14 protein-coding genes are annotated in these 17,636 nt (G+C 74.6%); 2 read left to right on the top strand and 12 right to left on the bottom strand.

The genetic code is table 11. From position 1 onward, the window contains the following. Window positions 1-11: 11 nt before the first annotated feature. Complete coding sequence (locus Q8791_RS22750; protein ID WP_330093807.1) at window positions 12-713, bottom strand: class I SAM-dependent DNA methyltransferase; 702 nt, start codon at window positions 711-713, stop codon at window positions 12-14. Window positions 714-1,470: 757 nt separating this feature from the next. On the opposite strand from Q8791_RS22750, the gene erm reads away from it, so the two are divergent. Continuing rightward, window positions 1,471-2,271 carry an ErmE/ErmH/ErmO/ErmR family 23S rRNA (adenine(2058)-N(6))-methyltransferase gene (gene erm / locus Q8791_RS22745; protein ID WP_330093806.1) on the top strand — a complete coding sequence of 267 codons (801 nt, stop codon included), beginning with the start codon at window positions 1,471-1,473 and terminating at the stop codon, window positions 2,269-2,271. A 78-nt stretch (window positions 2,272-2,349) separates the two neighbouring features. Here erm and Q8791_RS22740 read toward each other — a convergent pair whose 3' ends face one another. The 4 genes from Q8791_RS22740 to treY form a co-directional block, all read right to left on the bottom strand. Further along, on the bottom strand, window positions 2,350-3,174 hold the full coding sequence (locus tag Q8791_RS22740) for an alpha/beta fold hydrolase (RefSeq protein WP_330093805.1): 825 nt from the start codon (window positions 3,172-3,174) through the stop codon (window positions 2,350-2,352). A 151-nt stretch (window positions 3,175-3,325) separates the two neighbouring features. Beyond that, the gene (gene treZ / locus Q8791_RS22735) at window positions 3,326-5,170 is read right to left on the bottom strand and encodes a malto-oligosyltrehalose trehalohydrolase (RefSeq protein WP_330093804.1); all 1,845 of its coding nucleotides are present in this window, start codon (window positions 5,168-5,170) and stop codon (window positions 3,326-3,328) included. Window positions 5,171-5,406: 236 nt separating this feature from the next. Continuing rightward, window positions 5,407-6,294 carry a putative RNA methyltransferase gene (locus Q8791_RS22730; protein ID WP_330093803.1) on the bottom strand — a complete coding sequence of 296 codons (888 nt, stop codon included), beginning with the start codon at window positions 6,292-6,294 and terminating at the stop codon, window positions 5,407-5,409. A 78-nt stretch (window positions 6,295-6,372) separates the two neighbouring features. Beyond that, complete coding sequence (gene treY, locus Q8791_RS22725) at window positions 6,373-8,763, bottom strand: malto-oligosyltrehalose synthase (protein ID WP_330093802.1); 2,391 nt, start codon at window positions 8,761-8,763, stop codon at window positions 6,373-6,375. Window positions 8,764-8,977: 214 nt separating this feature from the next. On the opposite strand from treY, the gene pstS reads away from it, so the two are divergent. Then, window positions 8,978-10,132, top strand: coding sequence for a phosphate ABC transporter substrate-binding protein PstS (pstS, locus tag Q8791_RS22720; protein WP_330093801.1), 1,155 nt, complete (start codon window positions 8,978-8,980; stop codon window positions 10,130-10,132). 251 nt (window positions 10,133-10,383) lie between these two features. On the opposite strand, the gene Q8791_RS22715 is transcribed toward pstS, so the two are convergent. The 7 genes from Q8791_RS22715 to Q8791_RS22685 form a co-directional block, all read right to left on the bottom strand. Further along, window positions 10,384-12,033 (bottom strand): glycosyltransferase, encoded by a 1,650-nt coding sequence (locus tag Q8791_RS22715; protein ID WP_330093800.1) that lies wholly within the window; start codon window positions 12,031-12,033, stop codon window positions 10,384-10,386. A gap of 233 nt (window positions 12,034-12,266) precedes the next feature. Next, window positions 12,267-12,443, bottom strand: coding sequence for a hypothetical protein (locus tag Q8791_RS22710; RefSeq protein WP_330093799.1), 177 nt, complete (start codon window positions 12,441-12,443; stop codon window positions 12,267-12,269). Next, entirely contained in the window at window positions 12,398-13,462 is a 1,065-nt protein-coding gene (locus Q8791_RS22705; protein WP_330093798.1) for a C40 family peptidase, read from the bottom strand. The genes Q8791_RS22710 and Q8791_RS22705 overlap by 46 nt, the downstream gene beginning before the upstream one ends. Window positions 13,463-13,939: 477 nt before the next feature. Beyond that, a complete protein-coding gene (locus Q8791_RS22700) occupies window positions 13,940-15,838 on the bottom strand; it encodes a S9 family peptidase (RefSeq protein ID WP_330093797.1) in 1,899 nt (632 codons plus the stop codon). A 234-nt stretch (window positions 15,839-16,072) separates the two neighbouring features. Next, window positions 16,073-16,939 (bottom strand): alpha/beta fold hydrolase, encoded by an 867-nt coding sequence (locus tag Q8791_RS22695; RefSeq protein WP_330093796.1) that lies wholly within the window; start codon window positions 16,937-16,939, stop codon window positions 16,073-16,075. A gap of 5 nt (window positions 16,940-16,944) precedes the next feature. Next, the gene (locus Q8791_RS22690) at window positions 16,945-17,415 is read right to left on the bottom strand and encodes a Clp protease N-terminal domain-containing protein (RefSeq protein ID WP_330093795.1); all 471 of its coding nucleotides are present in this window, start codon (window positions 17,413-17,415) and stop codon (window positions 16,945-16,947) included. A 9-nt stretch (window positions 17,416-17,424) separates the two neighbouring features. Next, window positions 17,425-17,628, bottom strand: coding sequence for a hypothetical protein (locus Q8791_RS22685; RefSeq protein WP_330093794.1), 204 nt, complete (start codon window positions 17,626-17,628; stop codon window positions 17,425-17,427). Window positions 17,629-17,636: the final 8 nt, after the last annotated feature.

The raw sequence follows: 17,636 nt of genomic DNA, 5'->3' as shown, positions 1-17,636 counted from the left end.
CGGCCCGGGGGTCAGGCGGGCCTGGTCCAGACGAAGGCGGCCGAGACCGGGTGCCCCCGGAACCTCTCCCACGTGGGCTTGGCCGCCACCCACCCGTCGTCCACGGTGGCCTCGGACAGCTCGGCCAGGGTCCACCCCGCGGCCGTCGCGGCGCGCACGTGGTCGCTGATGAGGTGGACGTGGGTCGCGATGGCGATGTCCTCGCCGGAGGTGTCGGTGTAGTGGGTCGGCATCCCGGAGACCATCAGGAACTGCGGGTGGAAGGCGACCAGGACGCAGGAACCGCCCGGACGTGTCAGCCGCCGGGCCTCGGTGTAGAAGGGCGTGAGGTCGGGCAGGTGCTCGTCGATGAGCGAGGCGATGGCCAGGTCGTAGGAGTTCCCCGGCAGACCGGTGTCGCGCACGTCGCCCCGCGTCAGGGTGTCGTGGGCGCCGCGCTCTTCCGCCAGCTCCAGCATCCCCGCGCTGAGGTCGACGCCGTCGATGTGCGCGACCCCGCGCCCCCGCAGCCATGAGCCGGTGCGTCCGGTTCCGCAGCCCAGGTCGGCGGCGCGTCCCAGGGCGGGCCAGTCCGGGGTGGTGAGACCGTCGAGCAGGGCGAGGTCCATGGCGTCCAGGACCGTGTCCTCGTAGGTGGCCGACCAGCCGTCGTAGCCGGTGGCCGTGTCCACCGTGCGGTAGTGGCGGGTGTCGAAGTGAGCGAAATCAGGCATGGCCGTGAGTATGGCGCGACCGGATCCCCGGCCGCGAACCTTTTTCCCGCACCCGGTGCGGGAACCGGGTGCGTCCCGCCGGACCGTGTCCGAGGCGGGGCGGGGGCGTCACCTGTGCCCGGGGGCGCCGGGCGGGGCGGGGGCGGCAGACCCGGAAGGGGCGCTGGTCCACGCGGGGACACCGCTCGGCGCCACGACGCCCGGGGCCGCACGGGCGCCGGAGGGCGGGACCGCGGCGCGCACCGGGGGCAGCCCCTCCGGTCGTACCCGCGGTGCCGTGCACCGGGCCGCACGCACGGGGCCGTCCGGTGACGGCGCCCGGCGCCCCGGCGGAAAACCCCTTGCGCCTCCCTGACCGGACTCCTACGGTGCATGCCATGTGCTGCTTCCACGCGATCTTCGGCCGGGCCCTCGCCCGGACGGTGAACGCCCACCCGTACGCCGAACGCCTCCGGTCCGCACGCCTGCACCGGTAGGCCGGACTCCGGCCGCCACGGTCCCCGCGAGGGACCGGCGTCGGCGGCCGCGTTTCCCGTACGTGTCACCCCGCCCAGCGGGCCCCGCCGTGCCGCCCAGCGGCGACGGCTGTGCCCGAGCACGGGCGGCTGTCCCCGTGTGGCCCACCGGTCCAGGCCCAGTCGCGTCCCCTTTCCCACGGACGGGCTGCCCGGACCCCTTCTTCCGCATGCCGCCAGGTGTGCCCGTTCGTGCTGCCCGTCCTCGTCCGCCACCACGCGTGGCCGGAACGGACCTTCCTGTGGCACGTACCGAACGACCCTCGCGCACGAACGCCGCCGACAACCGGCGCCGCCTGTCCCAGAACTTCCTCGCCGACCCCGGGGCGGCCCGCCACGTGGTGCGGGTGGCCGGGGTGGGACCCCGGGACCTGGTGGTGGAGGTGGGCCCCGGCGAGGGCGCCATCACCCGGTTCCTGGCCCCGGCGGCGCGCCGGGTCCTGGCCTACGAGATCGACCCCCGCCTGGCCGAGCGCCTGGCGGACCGCTACCGCGACCCCGAACGGGGTGTCCGCGTCACGCGGGCCGACTTCACGCGCGTGCGGCCCCCGCGCGAGGACTTCGCCGTCGTCGGCAACATCCCCTACGCGCGCACCGCCGACATCGTGCGCTGGTGCCTGGCGGCGCCGCGCCTGACCTCCGCCACGCTCGTCACCCAGCTGGAGTACGCGCGCAAGCGCACCGGCGGGTTCGGGCGGTGGAGCCTGCTGACCGTCAGCACGTGGCCGGAGTGGTCGTGGTCCCTGGCCGGGCGGATCGAACGCCACCGGTTCCGCCCGGTGCCCCGGGTCGACGCCGGTCTTCTGGTCCTGCGCCGCCGCCGGACGCCCCTGGTCGACCCGGGGCGGATGGGCGGCTACCGGCGCATGGTGGAGCTCGGGTTCGGCGGGGCGGGCGGCTCACTGGGCGCGTCGCTGCGCCGGACCTACCCGGCCCGCCGCGTGGACCGCGCCCTGGAGAGGGCCGGGATCACCCGGAGCGCCCCCGTCGGCTTCGTCACCCCGGGCCAGTGGCTGGAGGTGTTCGACGTGCTGGACGGCTAGCACCGTCCCGGGGCCTGCGCCGTGCCGCTCCCGTCCGGGCCGCAGGGGAGCGGGCGCGGCGCAGTGTCCGTCCGGGGCTCAGTGCAGGAAGGACAGGAGGGCCGCGACGAGTTCGGCAGGCGCGTCCTCCTGGACCAGGTGCCCGGCGCCGTCGACGGGGTGGAGCCCCGCCCCGGGGATCGCCGCGGCCAGCCGCTCCCCCCGCTCCAGGGGCAGCCAGGTGTCCTCGCGGCCCCACACCACCAGGGTGGGCTGGTCGAGACGGGCGTACCCGTCCTCGACCTCGGCGGTGTAGCGCTCGTCCGCCTGCGCGATCTGCCGGTAGAAGGCGGGCCGGCCGTCCTCCCCCAGCCAGGGGCGCACGAGCGCGTCCAGGGTCTCCGTGCGCAGTTCGCGGTGGGCGGCCGAGGCGATGTAGGTGCGCACCAGCGCCTCGTGCAGGTACGGGGGCAGCGCCGCGAACACGTCGGCGTTGGCGTTGACCAGGCGGAAGAAGTCACTGCCCCAGGGGCGCACGCTGACGGCGTCCACCAGGGCTAGCCGTTCGTAGGCGACCCCGTCGAGCACGGCCGCGCGCAGGGCGACCGCGCCGCCGAAGTCGTGGGCCACCACGGCGGGCCGCTCCAGCCCCCAGTGTGCGAGGAGGGCGGTGAAGGCGGCCTGCTGGGCGGGCAGGGACACGTCCTGTCCCTCGTACTTGGCGGAGGCGCCGTAGCCGGGCATGTCCCACACGTGGACGGTGTACCTGCCGCTGAGGGCGCGGGCGACGTGGCGCCAGACATAGGACGAGAACGGGGTGCCGTGCATGAGCACGACGGGGTCCCCCTCTCCGAACCTGTCCCAGTGGACCGTCCCGTTGTGCGCCTCGAACCTGCGGCCGAGCCTCCAGTCGGCTTCGCCCATGGTGGTCCCCTCTGTCTCGTGTGCCGGACCCCGGCCGTCGGAAAGGTCAGGTTAGAGGGCTGTGGTGACAGAACGCATCGGGCACCGGCCGTCCGCGGGAAGGCGCCTCCGGGACGGCGGTGACCGCCCGGGGCCACGGGCGGTGCGCGCGTCACACCCTCAGGACCGCGAAGCACTCCCCCGGCACCGCGACGGTGGTCCCGGACACCTTGGGGTAGCCGTTGGCGAGCAGGAGTTCGCGGGGGGCCGCGTCCAGTTCCACGTCGGCGTCGCCCGGGTCCAGGTTGACCACCACCCGCAGGTCGCCCCGGACCAGGACCATCCGGCGGCCGTCCGCGTCGGCGACCACCGCGAAGCGGTCCAGCCGGGAGTCGGACAGCTCCGGTTCGGAGCGGCGCAGCGCGATGAGGGCCCGGTAGGTCTCCAGGACCAGCTGGTGCGGTTCGGCGTCGGCCTGGGACCAGTCCAGGACGGCGCCGTCGCGGGTGGCCGGGTCCATGGGGTCGGGGATGTCCTCCTCCGACCACCCCAGTGCGGCGAACTCGCGGCGGCGGCCGTTGCGCACGCCCTCGACCAGTGCGGGGTCGGTGAAGGAGGCGAAGAACGGCCACGGCGTGGTGGCGGCCCACTCCTCGCCCATGAAGATCATGGGCGTGAACGGCGAGCACAGCACGAGGGCGGCGCCGCACACGAGCAGACCGGGCGGGAGGTGTTCGCCCATGCGGTCGCCGCGCGCCCGGTTGCCGATCTGGTCGTGGGTGCTGAGGTAGCCGAGGAAGCGGTGCCCGGGCACCCGGGTGGTGTCCACGGGAGCGCCGTGGGTGCGCCGGCGGAAGGAGGAGTAGGTGCCCGCGTGCCAGAACACGCCGCTGAGCGTGGCGGGCAGCGACTCGGGGTCGGCGAAGTCGGCGTAGTAGCCGTGGGTCTCTCCCGTCATGGCGACGTGCAGGGCGTGGTGCAGGTCGTCGGACCACTGCGCGGCCATCCCCAGCCCGCCCGCCTCGCGGGGCAGGACGGTGCGCGGGTCGTTGCGGTCGGACTCGGCGATCAGCGGCAGCGGACGCCCCAGGGCCGCGGACAGGGAGTCGACCTCGGCGGCGAGTTCGGCCAGCAGGGGGACGGCCCGGTCGTCGCGCAGGGCGTGGACGGCGTCCAGGCGCAGGCCGTCCAGGTGGTAGTGGTGCAGCCAGCCCAGGGCGTTGTCGAGGACGTGGCGGCGGACCGGGTCGGAGTCGGGCCCGTCCAGGTTGAGGGAGGGACCCCAGGCGTTCTCGCCGGAGAAGTAGGGGCCGAACCTGGGCATGTAGGCCCCCGAGGGGCCCAGGTGGTTGTAGACGACGTCGAGGAGGACGGCCAGGCCCCGGGCGTGGCAGGCGTCCACCAGGGACTTGAGCGCGTCGGGGCCTCCGTAGGGGGCGTGGACCGCCCCCCACAGGACACCGTCGTACCCCCACCCGTGGGTGCCGTCGAAGGCGTTGACCGGCATCAGTTCGACGTGAGTGACGCCCAGGTCGACCAGGTGGTCCAGTCGGCCGATGGCCGCGGTGAGGGTGCCCTCGGGGGTGAAGGTGCCCACGTGGAGCTCGTAGACGACCGCCCCGGGCAGCGCCCGGCCGGTCCAGGCGGTGTCGGTCCAGGCGAAGGCGGCGTGGTCGAGGACGCGGCTGGGACCGTGCACGCCGAACGGCTGTTCGAGGGAGCGCGGGTCGGGCAGTGGCGCGGGGTCGTCGCCCAGGAGGTAGGCGTAGTCGGTGCCCGGACCGGTGCCGCCGACCTGGGCCCGCCACCAGCCGTCCCCGTCCCGTTCCATCGGGACGACGCGCACGCCGGCGCCGGGGGGAGCGGAACCGCCCGGTTCCCGGGCGCCTCTCCCGGGGGCCACGCTCAGGCGGACGCGTTCGAGGTGGGGCGCCCACACGGCGAAGTCCCCGTCGACACCGAGGCCGGGGGTGACAGGGGTGACGGGCGTGGTCGGGATGATGTCCGGTTCGCTCACGCAGGGTGTCTACCCCTCACCCGGGGGCGCCACCCGTGGGAGGCGCGGCGCCCCGGTACGGACCCGGCCGCGGGGGCGGGTGCGCCGTGCGGGAGGCCGCCAGGCTGCGCTCGCACGACGCGGCGCAGGCCCCCAGCAGGGGCCGGCCCGCCGCGGGCACCGCACGGTCCACCGGATCGGAGGGGCGGCCTCCCGGGACGTTGTCCGGTGTCCGTCCCGGGGTGGGCACCGGGCGCTCACACCCGCGGGCGGTAGGTGTGCAGGCGCACCGACGCGGTGACGGTGAACGGCTCGGGCAGGGCCGCGACCCGGGCGCGCAGGTCGTCGGCGCCGATGTGGCGGGCGCTGGGGCCCATGCCGACGACGGTTTCCACGTCCTCGTGCGCCAACTCCATGGCGACGCGCAGGTCCTGGGCGCCGACCGGCGCGAAGTGCCCGTGCAGGGAGTCGGCCAGGCGCTCGTCCTTGCGCGGGTCCACCTCCAGCAGCCCCAGCGGGGAGCGCAGTTCGGCCAGGTGGTCCGCGGCCGGGACGACCACCAGAAGGACGCCGTCGGCGCGCAGCACCCGGTGGAACTCGGCGGCGTTGCGCGGCGCGAACACGTTGAGCACGGCGTCCGCGGAACCCGCGCGCAGGGGCAGGCCCCGCCAGGCGTCCGCGGTGACGGCGCCGCCGCGCTCGTGCGCCCTCGCGGCCCGGCGGGCGGCCCACTTGGACACGTCCGCGGTCAACCCCGTGGCGCCCGGCAGGGCGTCCAGGACCCGGGTCAGGTAGTGGCCGGTTCCGCCGCCGACGTCGACCAGGACCGGGGCGGGGGCGCCGAGCTCGCGGTGCAGGGCGGTGGCGAGCGCGTCCCCCACGAAGTCGTAGTGCCCTGCCTCCTGGAACCGCAGGCGGTCGGCGACCATCTCCTTGCTGTCGCCCGTTCCGGGCGGCGTGGCGCCGGTGAGCAGGCTCGCGTAGCCCTCCCGGGCGACGTTGAAGCTGTGTCCGCCCTCGCAGGCCAGGCCCCGATCGTCGCTTTCGAGGTGGTTTCCGCAGGCGGGGCAGGCCAGGGCCGCCGCGACGGTGTCGGGCATCCGCAGCCTGGGGCCGGTGTGGGGTGTGGTGTTCGCGTGCGCCATGATCACCGTTCAGCCTATCCCGTCACGCCGGCCGGGCCCGGAGCCCCTCGTGCCGCCCCGGGGCCCGCACGGGGGACGTCACCGGCGGACCAGCACGGCCACCGGGTAGCGGTCGAGCAGGCCGGCGAGGGGCGCGCACGTGTAGCCGTCGGTGCGCACGGGCGCGACGACGCGGCCGGTGAGCCGGTCGGTCCACTCCCCCGGGCCGGACGGCAGCGCGAGGACGGTGTCCCGCCACCCCCCGGCTCCGGCCAGGCCCAGCGGCAGCCGGGTGGCGACGGCGACGACGTCGGGGTGGTCCGCGCCCTGCGAGACGCGGGCGAAGGCCACCGCGTGGGACGCGGCCGGGCCGGACGCGGTGAGCGGGACGTACCCGGTGGGGCGCAGCTCCCGGCGCAGGCGCAGGCAGGTGCGGACCAGGTGGAGTTTGGCCGCGCCGGTGGTGTCCACCGGAGGCAGCCACCCGCCCTCCACACGGGCGAGCAGGTCGGCGCGGGCCCCGTGGTCCACGGGCCTGCGGTTGTCGGGGTCGACCAGGGACAGGTCCCACAGCTCGGTGCCCTGGTAGACGTCGGGGACCCCCGGTCCCATCAGCTGCACGGCCTTCTGCCCCAGGGAGTTGCTCCACCCGGCGTCGCGCACCGAGTCCACCGCCGAGGCGACCTCCTCACCCAGTGCGGGGTCGCCCAGGACACGGCCGGGCCATGAGCGCACCTCCTCCTCGAAGTCGGGGTCCCGGTGAGTCCAGGAGGTGCCCAGGCGGGCTTCACGGGCGGCCTTGAGCAGGTACGCGGCCAGGCGCTCCTCCCCGATGGGCCAGGCGCCGACCAGGGTCTGCCAGCCCAGCAGGTTGAGCGCGGGCTCGGGCAGCGGGCACCGCTCGGTCCAGCGGCGCACCGCGCCGGTGAAGGCCTGCGGCGTCTCGGACAGGGCGGCCAGGCGGGCCCTCACGTCCTCGGAGCGCTTGGTGTCGTGCGTGGACAGGGCCGTCATGGTGTGGGGGGTGGCCGCCTCCCGCAGGGCCGCCCGGGCGTGGAACTCCCGCGGGCCGACGGCGAAGCGCGAGAGGTCCCCTCCCACCTCGTTCAGGGCCGCGAACCTGGTGCCCCGGTAGAACGCGGTGTTCTCGGTCCCCATGGCCACGACCATGCCGCTGGTCTGCTGGATGCGCCGGGCCGCCTCGCCGGTGGGGTCCTCGCGGACCAGCCGGTCGAGGGCCTCCAGGTCCGGGGCCAGGTCGGGGCGCCGCCGGGCGGCGGTGTCCATCGCACGCGCCCAGTCGGCCTCCCCCTCGGGGAGGTAGGAGCGGTAGACGTCGAAGGAGCACAGGAGTGCGGCGACGGACTGCTCCCGCCGTCGCACCGCCCCGCCGGGGTCGGTGTCCCCTCCCTCCCCGTTCCGGGTCGGCAGCAGGGCGGCGATGCGACGCACCTCCGCGCGCAGCAGGTCGGTGGCCGCGTGGTGGCGCGCCCGCTCGTCGAGCGCCTCGACGTCCACCTCCACGCCCTGCTCCCGCGCCAGGTCGGTGAAGGCGGGCTCCCCCGACGGGTCGACGAACAGTCCGCACACCTCCCGCAGGGCGTCGTAGCCGGTGGTTCCCGCGACCGGCCAGGAGCGGGGCAGGTCCTCCCCGGGGGCGAGGATCTTCTCCACCACCACCCACCCGCCGAAGCGCTCGGCGAGCCTGCGCAGGTACCCGCCGGGGTCGGAGAGCCCGTCGACGTGGTCCACCCGCAGCCCGTCGAGCTGGCCCAGCTCCGCCCACCGCAGGATCTCGGCGTGGGTGGCGTCGAACACGCCGGGCTCCTCCACCCGGACGGCGGCCAGCTCGTCGACGTCGAAGAACCTGCGGTAGGTGAGTTCTGCGTCGCCGCGGCGCCAGGACACGAGCCGGTAGTGCTGGCGTTCGTGGACCTGCGCGACCGGGTCGCCGGAGGAGTGCGTGCCCGCGGCCAGGGGGTAGCGCTTGTCGTGGTAGGCCAGGCACCCGTCGACGACGGTGAGGTCGCCCAGGGCCGACGCCCCGCCGTCCCCGTCGTCGGCCAGCACCGGGACCAGGACGGGCCCGGCGTCGAAGTCGACGTCGAAGCAGCGCGCGTACGCCGAATCCCTGCCGTGTTCGAGCAGGTCCCACCACCAGGCGTTGGCGTCGGGCCGGGCGACGGACATGTGGTTGGGGACGATGTCCACGACCACGCCCAGGCCGGACTCGTGCGCCTTGGCGGCCAGGGCGGCGCGGGCGGCGTCGCCGCCCAGCACGGGCGCGACCCCGGTGGGGTCGACGACGTCGTAGCCGTGCTGGGATCCGGGGGCTGCGGTCAGGATCGGTGAGAGGTAGACCGCGCCGACCCCGAGCCGGTCCAGGTGGTCCAGCAGGCCCGCGGCGTCCTCCAGGGTGAACCCGGGGCTCAGTTGCAGGCGGTAGGTTGACGTCGGAGCGGCGGCCGTGGGCGTGCTGTGCGTGCTCATCACGCACGTACCCGTGCCCGCGCCGCCCGCGTGTCATGCACGCCCGTCACCGCAGGCGGTGAGCCCGATCCCACACGGGGGCGCTTTGGGGGTGTCGGTCCACCGGTGGTTAAATTCTTCCGCGGTGGACCATCACCAGCGACGACGCGCCGGGACCCGGCCGCGGCGGTGAACACCAGGACCACCGACACCGACGAAGGGGATAGAAGCAGTCGTGCTCCCGTCCAACAAGCACACCAAGACCGGCGCCCCGCGCCACCGCGGCGCCTACCGGGGAGCGGCCTCGGCCGCGCTGGCCGGTCTGCTGCTGGCGACCACCGCATGCGGAAGCGACGACGCGGTCCAGGGAACCGCCCCTCCGGAGGTCCCCGACGACCTGGAGTGCTTCTCCGGGAGTCTGTCGGGCGCCGGTTCCAGCGCCCAGGAGAACGCGATGACGACCTGGATCGCCGGGTACCAGTCGGCGTGCGACGACGCCCGCGTGTACTACGACTCGATCGGGTCGGGCGGTGGCCGCAACCAGTTCATCGACGGGGCGGTGGCCTTCGCCGGGACCGACGCCGCGATGGACGCCGACGAGAACGGCGACGCCATGGAGCGCTGCGGGGGCTCGAACACCATCAGCCTGCCCGCGTACGTGGTGGCCATCGCCGTGGTGTTCAACCTCGAGGGGGTGGACTCGCTGAACCTGCGCCCGGACACGATCGCGAAGATCTTCAACCAGGACATCACCCGCTGGGACGACCCGGAGATCGCCGAGGACAACCCCGACGCGGACCTCCCCGACCTGGCGATCACCCAGGTCAACCGGGCCGACGACTCGGGCACCACGGAGAACTTCACCAACTACCTCCGGAGCGCGGCCCCCGACTCCTGGCCGCACGAGGCGGGCGGCCAGTGGCCGATCACCCCGCGCGAGTCGGCGCAGGGCAACAGCGGTATCGCCGACACGGTCCAGCGGGCCGAGGGGTCGATCGGGTACGTGGAGATGTCGCACGTGCACGGGATGTCCTCGGCGAAGATCGGGGTCGGGGACGAGTTCGTGGAGATCTCCCCCGAGGCCGCCGCGCAGGTGGTCGCCGACTCCCCGCGCCGCGAGGACAACGCCAGCGAGCACGACCTGGCCCTGGACCTGGACTACGGCACGACCGAGTCGGGCAGCTACCCGCTGGTCCTGGTGAGCTACGAGGCCGTGTGCGAGGAGTACCCGGACGCGGCCGAGGCGGAGAACGTCAAGGCGTTCCTGCGGTACGTGGTGAGCCCCGAGGGCCAGGAGGCGGCGTCCGCCGAGACCGGGTCGACCCCGGTCAACGACAGCCTGCGCGAGCAGCTCCTGGAGTCGATCGACGCGGTCGGCGTGCGGGACTGACGCCCGCCCCCGGCCCGGGGCGGACGGAGCGGGCGTGCCGCCTCGGCGGCACGCCCGTTCTGCGTCGCACATCGGGTACCTTACGTACGAAGACGGTCGCACTCGGTCACCCGGGACATCGGGGACCGCCGTGAGCGAGAGGGCCCGCCCGTCTCCGCGTCGGTGTCTTCCCCCATCTGCACGGACACGGCCGGCCCCCGGGCACCCTGCCCCGCAGCCCCTCCCCGGGCCGCGCGGCGGGTGCCGCCGTCTCAGAGGTCCGGCCCCCGGCCGGCGCCCCGCACCCCGCCGCGCCGGAGCCGTCGCAGGGCCCGCCGCGAGACGGAGCGCAGCAGTGCGCCGACGGCCCACCGGCTCCGACCGCCCCTTCCGCCCCCCTCGCCGGCCCGCTTCCACGGTTCGGCGGCCAGGCGCGAGCGGGTGCGGGGCGCGGTGAGCGGATCGGGTTCGGTGCGCGGCGGTGGCGGCACCGCGCGGTACAGGGACAGGTCGGTGAGCGTCTCCTCGCCGGCGTGGATGCGGTAGCGCCCGTGCAGCTCGGCCACCACGTCGCCCAGGTCCTCGCCGTCGGCGCGCACCCGCAGGGCCCGGGCCAGGGCCCGGGTGCGCCACAGGCGCACCCCGGCGTTGCGCGCGGGCGAGGTGGCGGAGAACAGCTCCGTGAGACCGGCGCGGGAGCGTTCCGCGCTGGCCAGGAGCCGGGACAGGGCGACCTGGCCGAGCCCCCACGCCACCGGCACCTGGAGCAGGTAGGGGGAGGGGAACCCGGTGCGGGGCGCGGAGGCCGCGAAGGAGATCCTGGGTTCGCGCAGGTAGTTGGCCTGCACCAGGCGCAGGTCCAGGTGGGGGTCTCCGGCGTCGCCGTTCTCGTCCCCGGCGCCCTCCCAGTCGGCGACCAGGGTGATGGCCAGGTCGGTCTCGGCGCTGTCCAGGAGCCGGTCGACGCAGCCGCGGACCAGGTCGTAGGGGGCGCCGGACACGTCGACGACGGCGTGGACGAGGGGGATGCGGCGCCGGTGGGCGGGGACGCGTTCGCGGTAGAGGTGGGGGTGGGGCATGAGTTCGGCGAGCACCTCGGTGCGGAAGCGCTCGGAGGGCAGCCGGGTGCGGGCGGTACCCGCGCGTCCCACGTGCCAGGCGGTGGCGGCGTGCTCGGGCACCAGGACGGCGCCCGCCTGCCAGAGCCGGTAGCCGAACTCGGTGTCCTGGCCGAGGTCGAGTTCGGGGTCCACTCCCCCGGCGGCCTCGTACAGGTTGCGGCGTACGCCCGCCGCCGCGCCGACGTAGGCGTGGAAGCCCAGGTGGTCGGCGTCGCGCAGGTGGTCGCTCCGGGCGAGGAGGTGTTCGACCCACTCGTGCCGGCGTCCGGTCTCCAGGGTCTGGTGGAGGGTTCCGGCGCGGACGCGGGCCAGGACCTCCCGCGGGCTCTCAGGGCCGGTGTCGGCGAAGCGGACGCGGCCCAGGGTGACGGCCTCGGCGTGCACGTGGTGCCAGCGGGCCTGGGCCTCGACGAACTGGGGGCCGGCGACCATGTCGGCGTCCATCCACAGCAGGATGTCGCCGGTGCTGGCGTGGGCGCCGTAGGCGCGGGAGTACCCCGCTCCCCATCCGCCGTCGGGGGCGTTCAGGACCCGGCAGTGCGCGGGGCGCAGCGGGGGCAGGCGCAGGCGGGGGGAGGAGTGGTCGTCGACGACCACGACCTCCATCAGGTCCTCGGGGTAGGTCTGGGCCGCCAGGGACGCCAGGGCGAGGTCGAGGCGGCGCTGGCCGCCGCGGGCCGGGATGACGACGCTGACGCTCAGGTCGGGGGCCCAGCGGCCGATCTCGGGGGGTGTCAGCGCACTCCAGTCGTTGCGGAAGACGCGGGTGAGGACCCGTTCGACCCGGCCGCGGTGGGACACCCCGTCAACATGAGACCCTACGTGCTTATTCAGTGACACAGAGTCACTATAACCCTGTTTCCCTGAACCACTGCGGCCTTCCCCGATGTGTCACCAGATCACCCGGAGGATGCCCTCCCGGACGCGGGGGCAGCGCGACACACGGCGCACGGCGCACGGCGCACGGCGCACGGCGCACGGCGCACGGCGCACGGCGCGCGGCGCACCCGCCGGCCCCAGCTCCGGAGAGCGGGCTACCGGCCCGCCCCGCCGGACTCGGCCCTGAGCATCCGCACCCCGAGGACGACCACACCGACGACCAGGGCGATCGCCACGCCCCAGATCAGCAGGCCGACCACCACGGAGAGCAGCCAGAAGAAGGCGATCACCACCGCGAGACCGGCGGCGACCCTGAACAGAAGTCGTCCCATGGGCCGAAGAATACGCCGACCGCGCCGGTGAAGACGCCGTCCCAGTACGCGGCCAGGGCGACCTCCTCCAGCGGCTTGGAGGGGTTGGAGCCGTGGATCATCATGCCGTTGCCGGAGTAGATCCCGACGTGGCTGGGCGCCGACTCGCTGTAGAAGAACAGCAGGTCGCCCGGCTGGACCTCGTCGCGCGAGATGCGCGTGCCCGCGTTGACCTGGTCGTAGGTGGTGCGGGGCAGGCTCACGCCCGCCTGGGCCCACGCCGCCTGGGTCAGACCGGAGCAGTCGTAGCCGTCGGGTCCGGTGCCGCCCCACACGTAGGGCTTGCCGATCTGCGCACGGGCGAAGTCCAGGACGGCCTGGACGTCCCCGGACACCGCGCCCGCGTCCCCGCCGGTGGCGGCGCCGCCACCGGCGGCCGCGCCCGCGGTCGGGTCGACTCCGCCCAGGCTCTCCAGCACGGCGGCCTGCTCCTCCAGCGCGGCCTCGCCCTCCTCCTGGGCCGACTCGGCCCCGGCCAGGGACTCGGCGGCGCTCTCCTCGGCTGCGGCGGCCTGGTCGCGCAGCTCCTCCGCGCGCTCCACCTCCACCACGTAGTCCGACAGGACCACCTCCTGGCCCTCCGAGAGGAAGTTCAGGTCGGCGACGTTCTGGAGCGCCGCGTCGGGGGAGCTGTCGAACAGCACCGTGAAGAGGCTGTGCGTGGACTCGGTGTAGGCGACCCGGGCGATCCCGGCGACCTGGCCGGACATGGCGTCCAGGTCCTCCTGCGCCTCCGCCAGGCGCTCCTCGATGTCCTCCAGCTCGGTCTGGGCGGTGGAGTGGTCCTCCTCGGCCTGGTTGAAGGCCTCGTTCAGCGCCGAGAGCTCCTCCTGGAGCTCCTCGTAGCGCTGCCGCGCCTCCTCCTCGGTGGGTTCGGCCAGGGCCACGCCCGAGGACAGGGCGATCGCGCCGAGGGCGACGAATCCGACCGTCGCGACACGACGCCTTCCACGCGAACCGGGTTCGGGGTTGCGAGTCAAGGGATCGACTGCCTTTCTCCCACACCCGTCTACCAGCGCAGGGCATCCCGAAGACACACCTGTGGCAGGTGTGCGGGGATGTGCGGTAGGGGGTCCCGGTACGCGGTGAGACAACCGCGGGAGGTGTGCCGGGCGTTCTGCGGTGGCCCCCGCTCCTGGGAAGAGGACTGCTGACGAGCGGGGTGCGACGGAAACCGGACGCCGTCACCCTGATGGTGACCAAGTGGTGCGTTCCGACCTGAGGGAACACTAATCCACGGCCGGACCGGGACGCGACCCTTTCGTTACCTCGCCTTGGGCAACCCCCTGACCTGCACGGCCATAACACCGGAGCGGAAAACCCGGCGGTTCCCACGAAGCGGGCACACATCATCCCCGTTCAGGACACACCAAAAACAGGTCAAGAACGACAGGAAATGAGAGGTGTATCACGAGAACCAGGGGAAGGGGCGGGGTACTCCCCCGCCCCGACGAACATCACAGGTGGCGCTGCCACCAGTCCAGGACCGCCTCGAAACGCGCGACCCGGTGGCTGGGCAGACCCGACCTCGACAGCTCGTGGCCCTCACCGGGGAACAGCAGCATCTCCGTCTCGTGCCCGCGCAGCTTGAGCGCCACGAACAGGCGCTGGGCCTGCTCCACCGGACACCGCCAGTCCTCCTCGGAGTGGATGATGAGGAACGGCACGTCGATCCGGTCCGCGTAGGTGAGCGGGCTCGCCTTCGCCCACGCCTCCGGGGGACCGTAGAGGGGGCCGGGGAAGAGGGAACCGATGTCGGAGGAGCCGTGGAAGCTGTCGATCGCGTTCACCGCCCGCTCGCTGATCGCCGCCCGGAAGCGCCCGCCGTGGTGCGCCGCGATCCAGGTCGTCATGAACCCGCCGTGCGAGCCGCCCATGACGCCGACCCGCGAGGAGTCGAGCCGCTCGTCCTCCAGGGCAGCGTCCAGGAAGGCGAGCACGTCGGCCGCGCTCACCTCGCCCACCGCCCCGATGATCGCCCGCCCGTGCTCGTGCCCGTAGCCCGAGGACCCGCGCGGGTTGCACATCACCACCGCGTACCCCGCGGCCGCGTACACCTGGGTCTCGTCGAACAGCTGGTGCCCGTACGGCGCGAACGGGCCGCCGTGGATCATCAGCACCACCGGGTGCGGGCCCTCGCCCTCCGGGACGGTCACCCACCCGTGCACCGGATACCCGTCGGGCGCGTGCGCCGTCAGCTCCGCCATCGGCAGCGGGTCCAGGCCCCGGGCGAACCCGGTGAGCCGCGTGACACCGTCACCGGACACCAGCACCAGCTCACCGCCGCTCCGCCCGTCGGCGACCACCGCGACCGTCACACCGGCCGCCCTGTCGAACGACTGGACCTGCACCTTGTCGCCCAGCACGACCCCCGGCTCACCGCCCCCGAAGGGCACCAGCACCAGGTCCACCGCGCCGCGGTTCTCGGCCAGGCCCAACAGCCCGTCCGCCGCCACCAGCAGGGAGCCCGACATGCGCGGGTCCTGCCCCGGCGTCAGCCGCGTCGGCTCCGCCGAGCCGTCGGACGGAACCGACCACACCCCGGTGGTGCGGCCCACGAAGTCGTCCAGGCCCGGACCGATCTCGTCACCGGTGAAGAACACCGTCGCGCCGTCCTCGGAGAACCGGCCGCCCAGGGCGTCCAGGTTGCCCGCGGTCACCCGGCGCACCTGCGCGCCCTCCTCAGGCGCACACGCCCACAGGTCCTGGACCAGGTCGGTGTCCCGCGTCTCGTGCCGCGAGGCGGCGAACAGCAGCTCGGACCCGTCCGGCCGCCAGACCACGTCGGCGTGCTCGAAGTCGCCCGCGGTCACCCGGACCGGCTCGCCCGCCTCACCCGAGGCGTCGATCGGCGCGGACACGAACACGTGCGAGCGCCGGTCGTTGGTGAACCCCAGGCCGTCCAGGCGGTACTTGACCTGGGTGATGCGCCGGGGCGGCTCCTTGCCCGGTTCGACGTCCACGTACCGGTTCGGCTCGGGGACCCGGGCGGTGTAGGCCACGCGGGTCGAGTCGGGGCTCCAGCGCGGGGCCCCGGCGCCCAGCGGGTGCGACGTGATCTTCCAGGGCTCGCCGCCGTCGGCGGGCAGCACGTGGATCTGGGCGCGTTTGTCCTCGTCCGGGCGGAGGAAGGCGATCCAGCGCCCGTCCGGGGAGAACACCGGGCCGCTGTCCCTGGCGCCCCGGGTGAGCAGGGCCGGCGGCGCCGACCCGTCGGTGGGGACCGACCACAGGGAACCGAGGTAGGCATCCTCCTCCAGGTCCGGTCGGGTCACGGCGAAGACCGCCCGCCGACCGTCCGGCGAGAGGGTCGGAGCGCTGAGGCTGTGCAGATGGACGATGTCAGCAGGTTTCATACACGGATGGCCGTCCCGGCGCGGGGGCGCCGCGACCGCCCCCTCCTTATCCCTTTGCGGGACCGCCGTCGTCCGGGGCCACCGCGAGCCAGGTACGGCGCCGCCCCATCGGGCTCCGCCGTTCGAACACGGGATCCGCTCCGATCCGGAGACGACCCCAGGGGGACCCTATCCACGCCCATAGCCGGAAATCCAGGCACTTTCCTTGTGCTTGCCGCAGAGCCGGTGGCACGGTCAGTCCCCGCCCCGGAAGAACGTCGCCAGGGCACGGGCCACCAGCTCCGGGCGACCCCCGTTGTCCGCCGCCAGGTGCCCCACCCCGCGCAGCTCCACCCGGCGGACCCTCGGCAGGACCCCCTCCAGCGCGTCCAAGGCGTCCCCGAGGTACCGCGCGCTCCGGCTCCCCCCGAGGAGGAGCACCTCGGACCGCACCGCCCCGCACTCCCCCACCAGCCCGGCCGCGTCGCGCACGAGGCGGGCGTCGTCGACCATCGTCGGCAACAGGTCGAGCAGCGGCACCTCACCCTCGGCCGTCCCCCGCGCCTGCGCCCGCAGCGCGAGGCCCATGAGCGGCACCAGCAGTGCACGGGGCACCGCGCTCACGAGCCGCGAGTCCTCGGTGCCCCTGGCCACGGTCACCATCGCCGCGGCCCGGCTCCCCCGGGCCATCTCGCGCTCGAAGCGGGGAAGCCAGGCCACGGGTGCGGGCCCGCCCGCCGCGAGCGGCGGCTCGTACAGAGCCACCCGGTACCCCGTCGCACCGCCCGCAGCCCACTGGAGGACCGGAACGGCACCCGCGCTGAGCCCGAAGACGTTGCGCGCCCCGGTGCTCTCCATCAGGGCCCCCACGTCCTCTGCGGCGCGGCGGGGGGTGAATCCCGGCCCGTACGGGCCGCTCGACCCCCGCCCCCGGCGGTCGGGGAGGTGGACGGTGAACTCGCGACCGAGCACCGTCCCCAGCCGCATGAGGTTGTGGGCGCTCATCATCGACCCGTGCACGAGAACGACCCCGGGCCCCCGCCCCCACCGCCGGTAGCCGATCACGGTGCCGTCGCCGGAGGTCACCGCACCGGTCTCGTAGGCCGTGCCCGCGACGGCCACGGCCCTCACCCCCTCCCGAGGCGGGACCGGACGGCGGCGCGGTCCACACCGAGTGCGTCGAGGAGCACGGCCGCCGGATCGGGGCGTGTCCGGGAGAGCAGGGAGCGCAGCAGGTGCCCGGCCCCGATCCGCTCCCGCCCCGCCTCCTTGCCCAGCCCCGTGAAGACCGCCTTGGCCGCGGGTGTCAGCGGAAGGCGGTCACGCTCCCGGCCGGGGAGGACGGGCCCGGCGGGCACCGCGTGCACGCCGATGGCGGCCAGGGCGTCCCGGTCGAGTCCCTCCAGTGCCTCGCGGGCGTCCCCCAGCCGCACTCCCAGCGCCTCGGCGGTCGCCGAGCGGGAGTCGAGCAGCAGGGCCAGGACCACGTGCTCGGTTCCCACCTTGCGGTCGCCCCGGCGCAGCGCCTCGGTGTTGGCGTCCAGGTAGACCCGGCCCATCCCGGCCCGCCGTCCCGGTGGTCGCGGTGTCGTACTCATCGGCGGTTCTCACTTCCCGTACTTGGCGTGGACGGACTGGCGGGTGATGCCCAGGGCGTCCCCGATCTGCTGCCAGGACCAGCCCGCCCGCCGGGCGACGGCCACCTGGTCGGCCTCCGCCCGTTCCGCGAGGCGGCGCAGCGCGAGCACGGCGCGCAGTCCGGCCTCCGGGTCGTCCGGGGTCGGCGCGGGGGCCGTACGGTTGTTCTCCATAACGTCAG

The organism is Nocardiopsis codii (assembly GCF_036327455.1).
GTDB classification, from domain to species: domain Bacteria; phylum Actinomycetota; class Actinomycetes; order Streptosporangiales; family Streptosporangiaceae; genus Nocardiopsis; species Nocardiopsis codii.
Note: the sequence above shows the minus strand (reverse complement) of the source record. Positions and strands in the feature narration are given on the sequence as shown.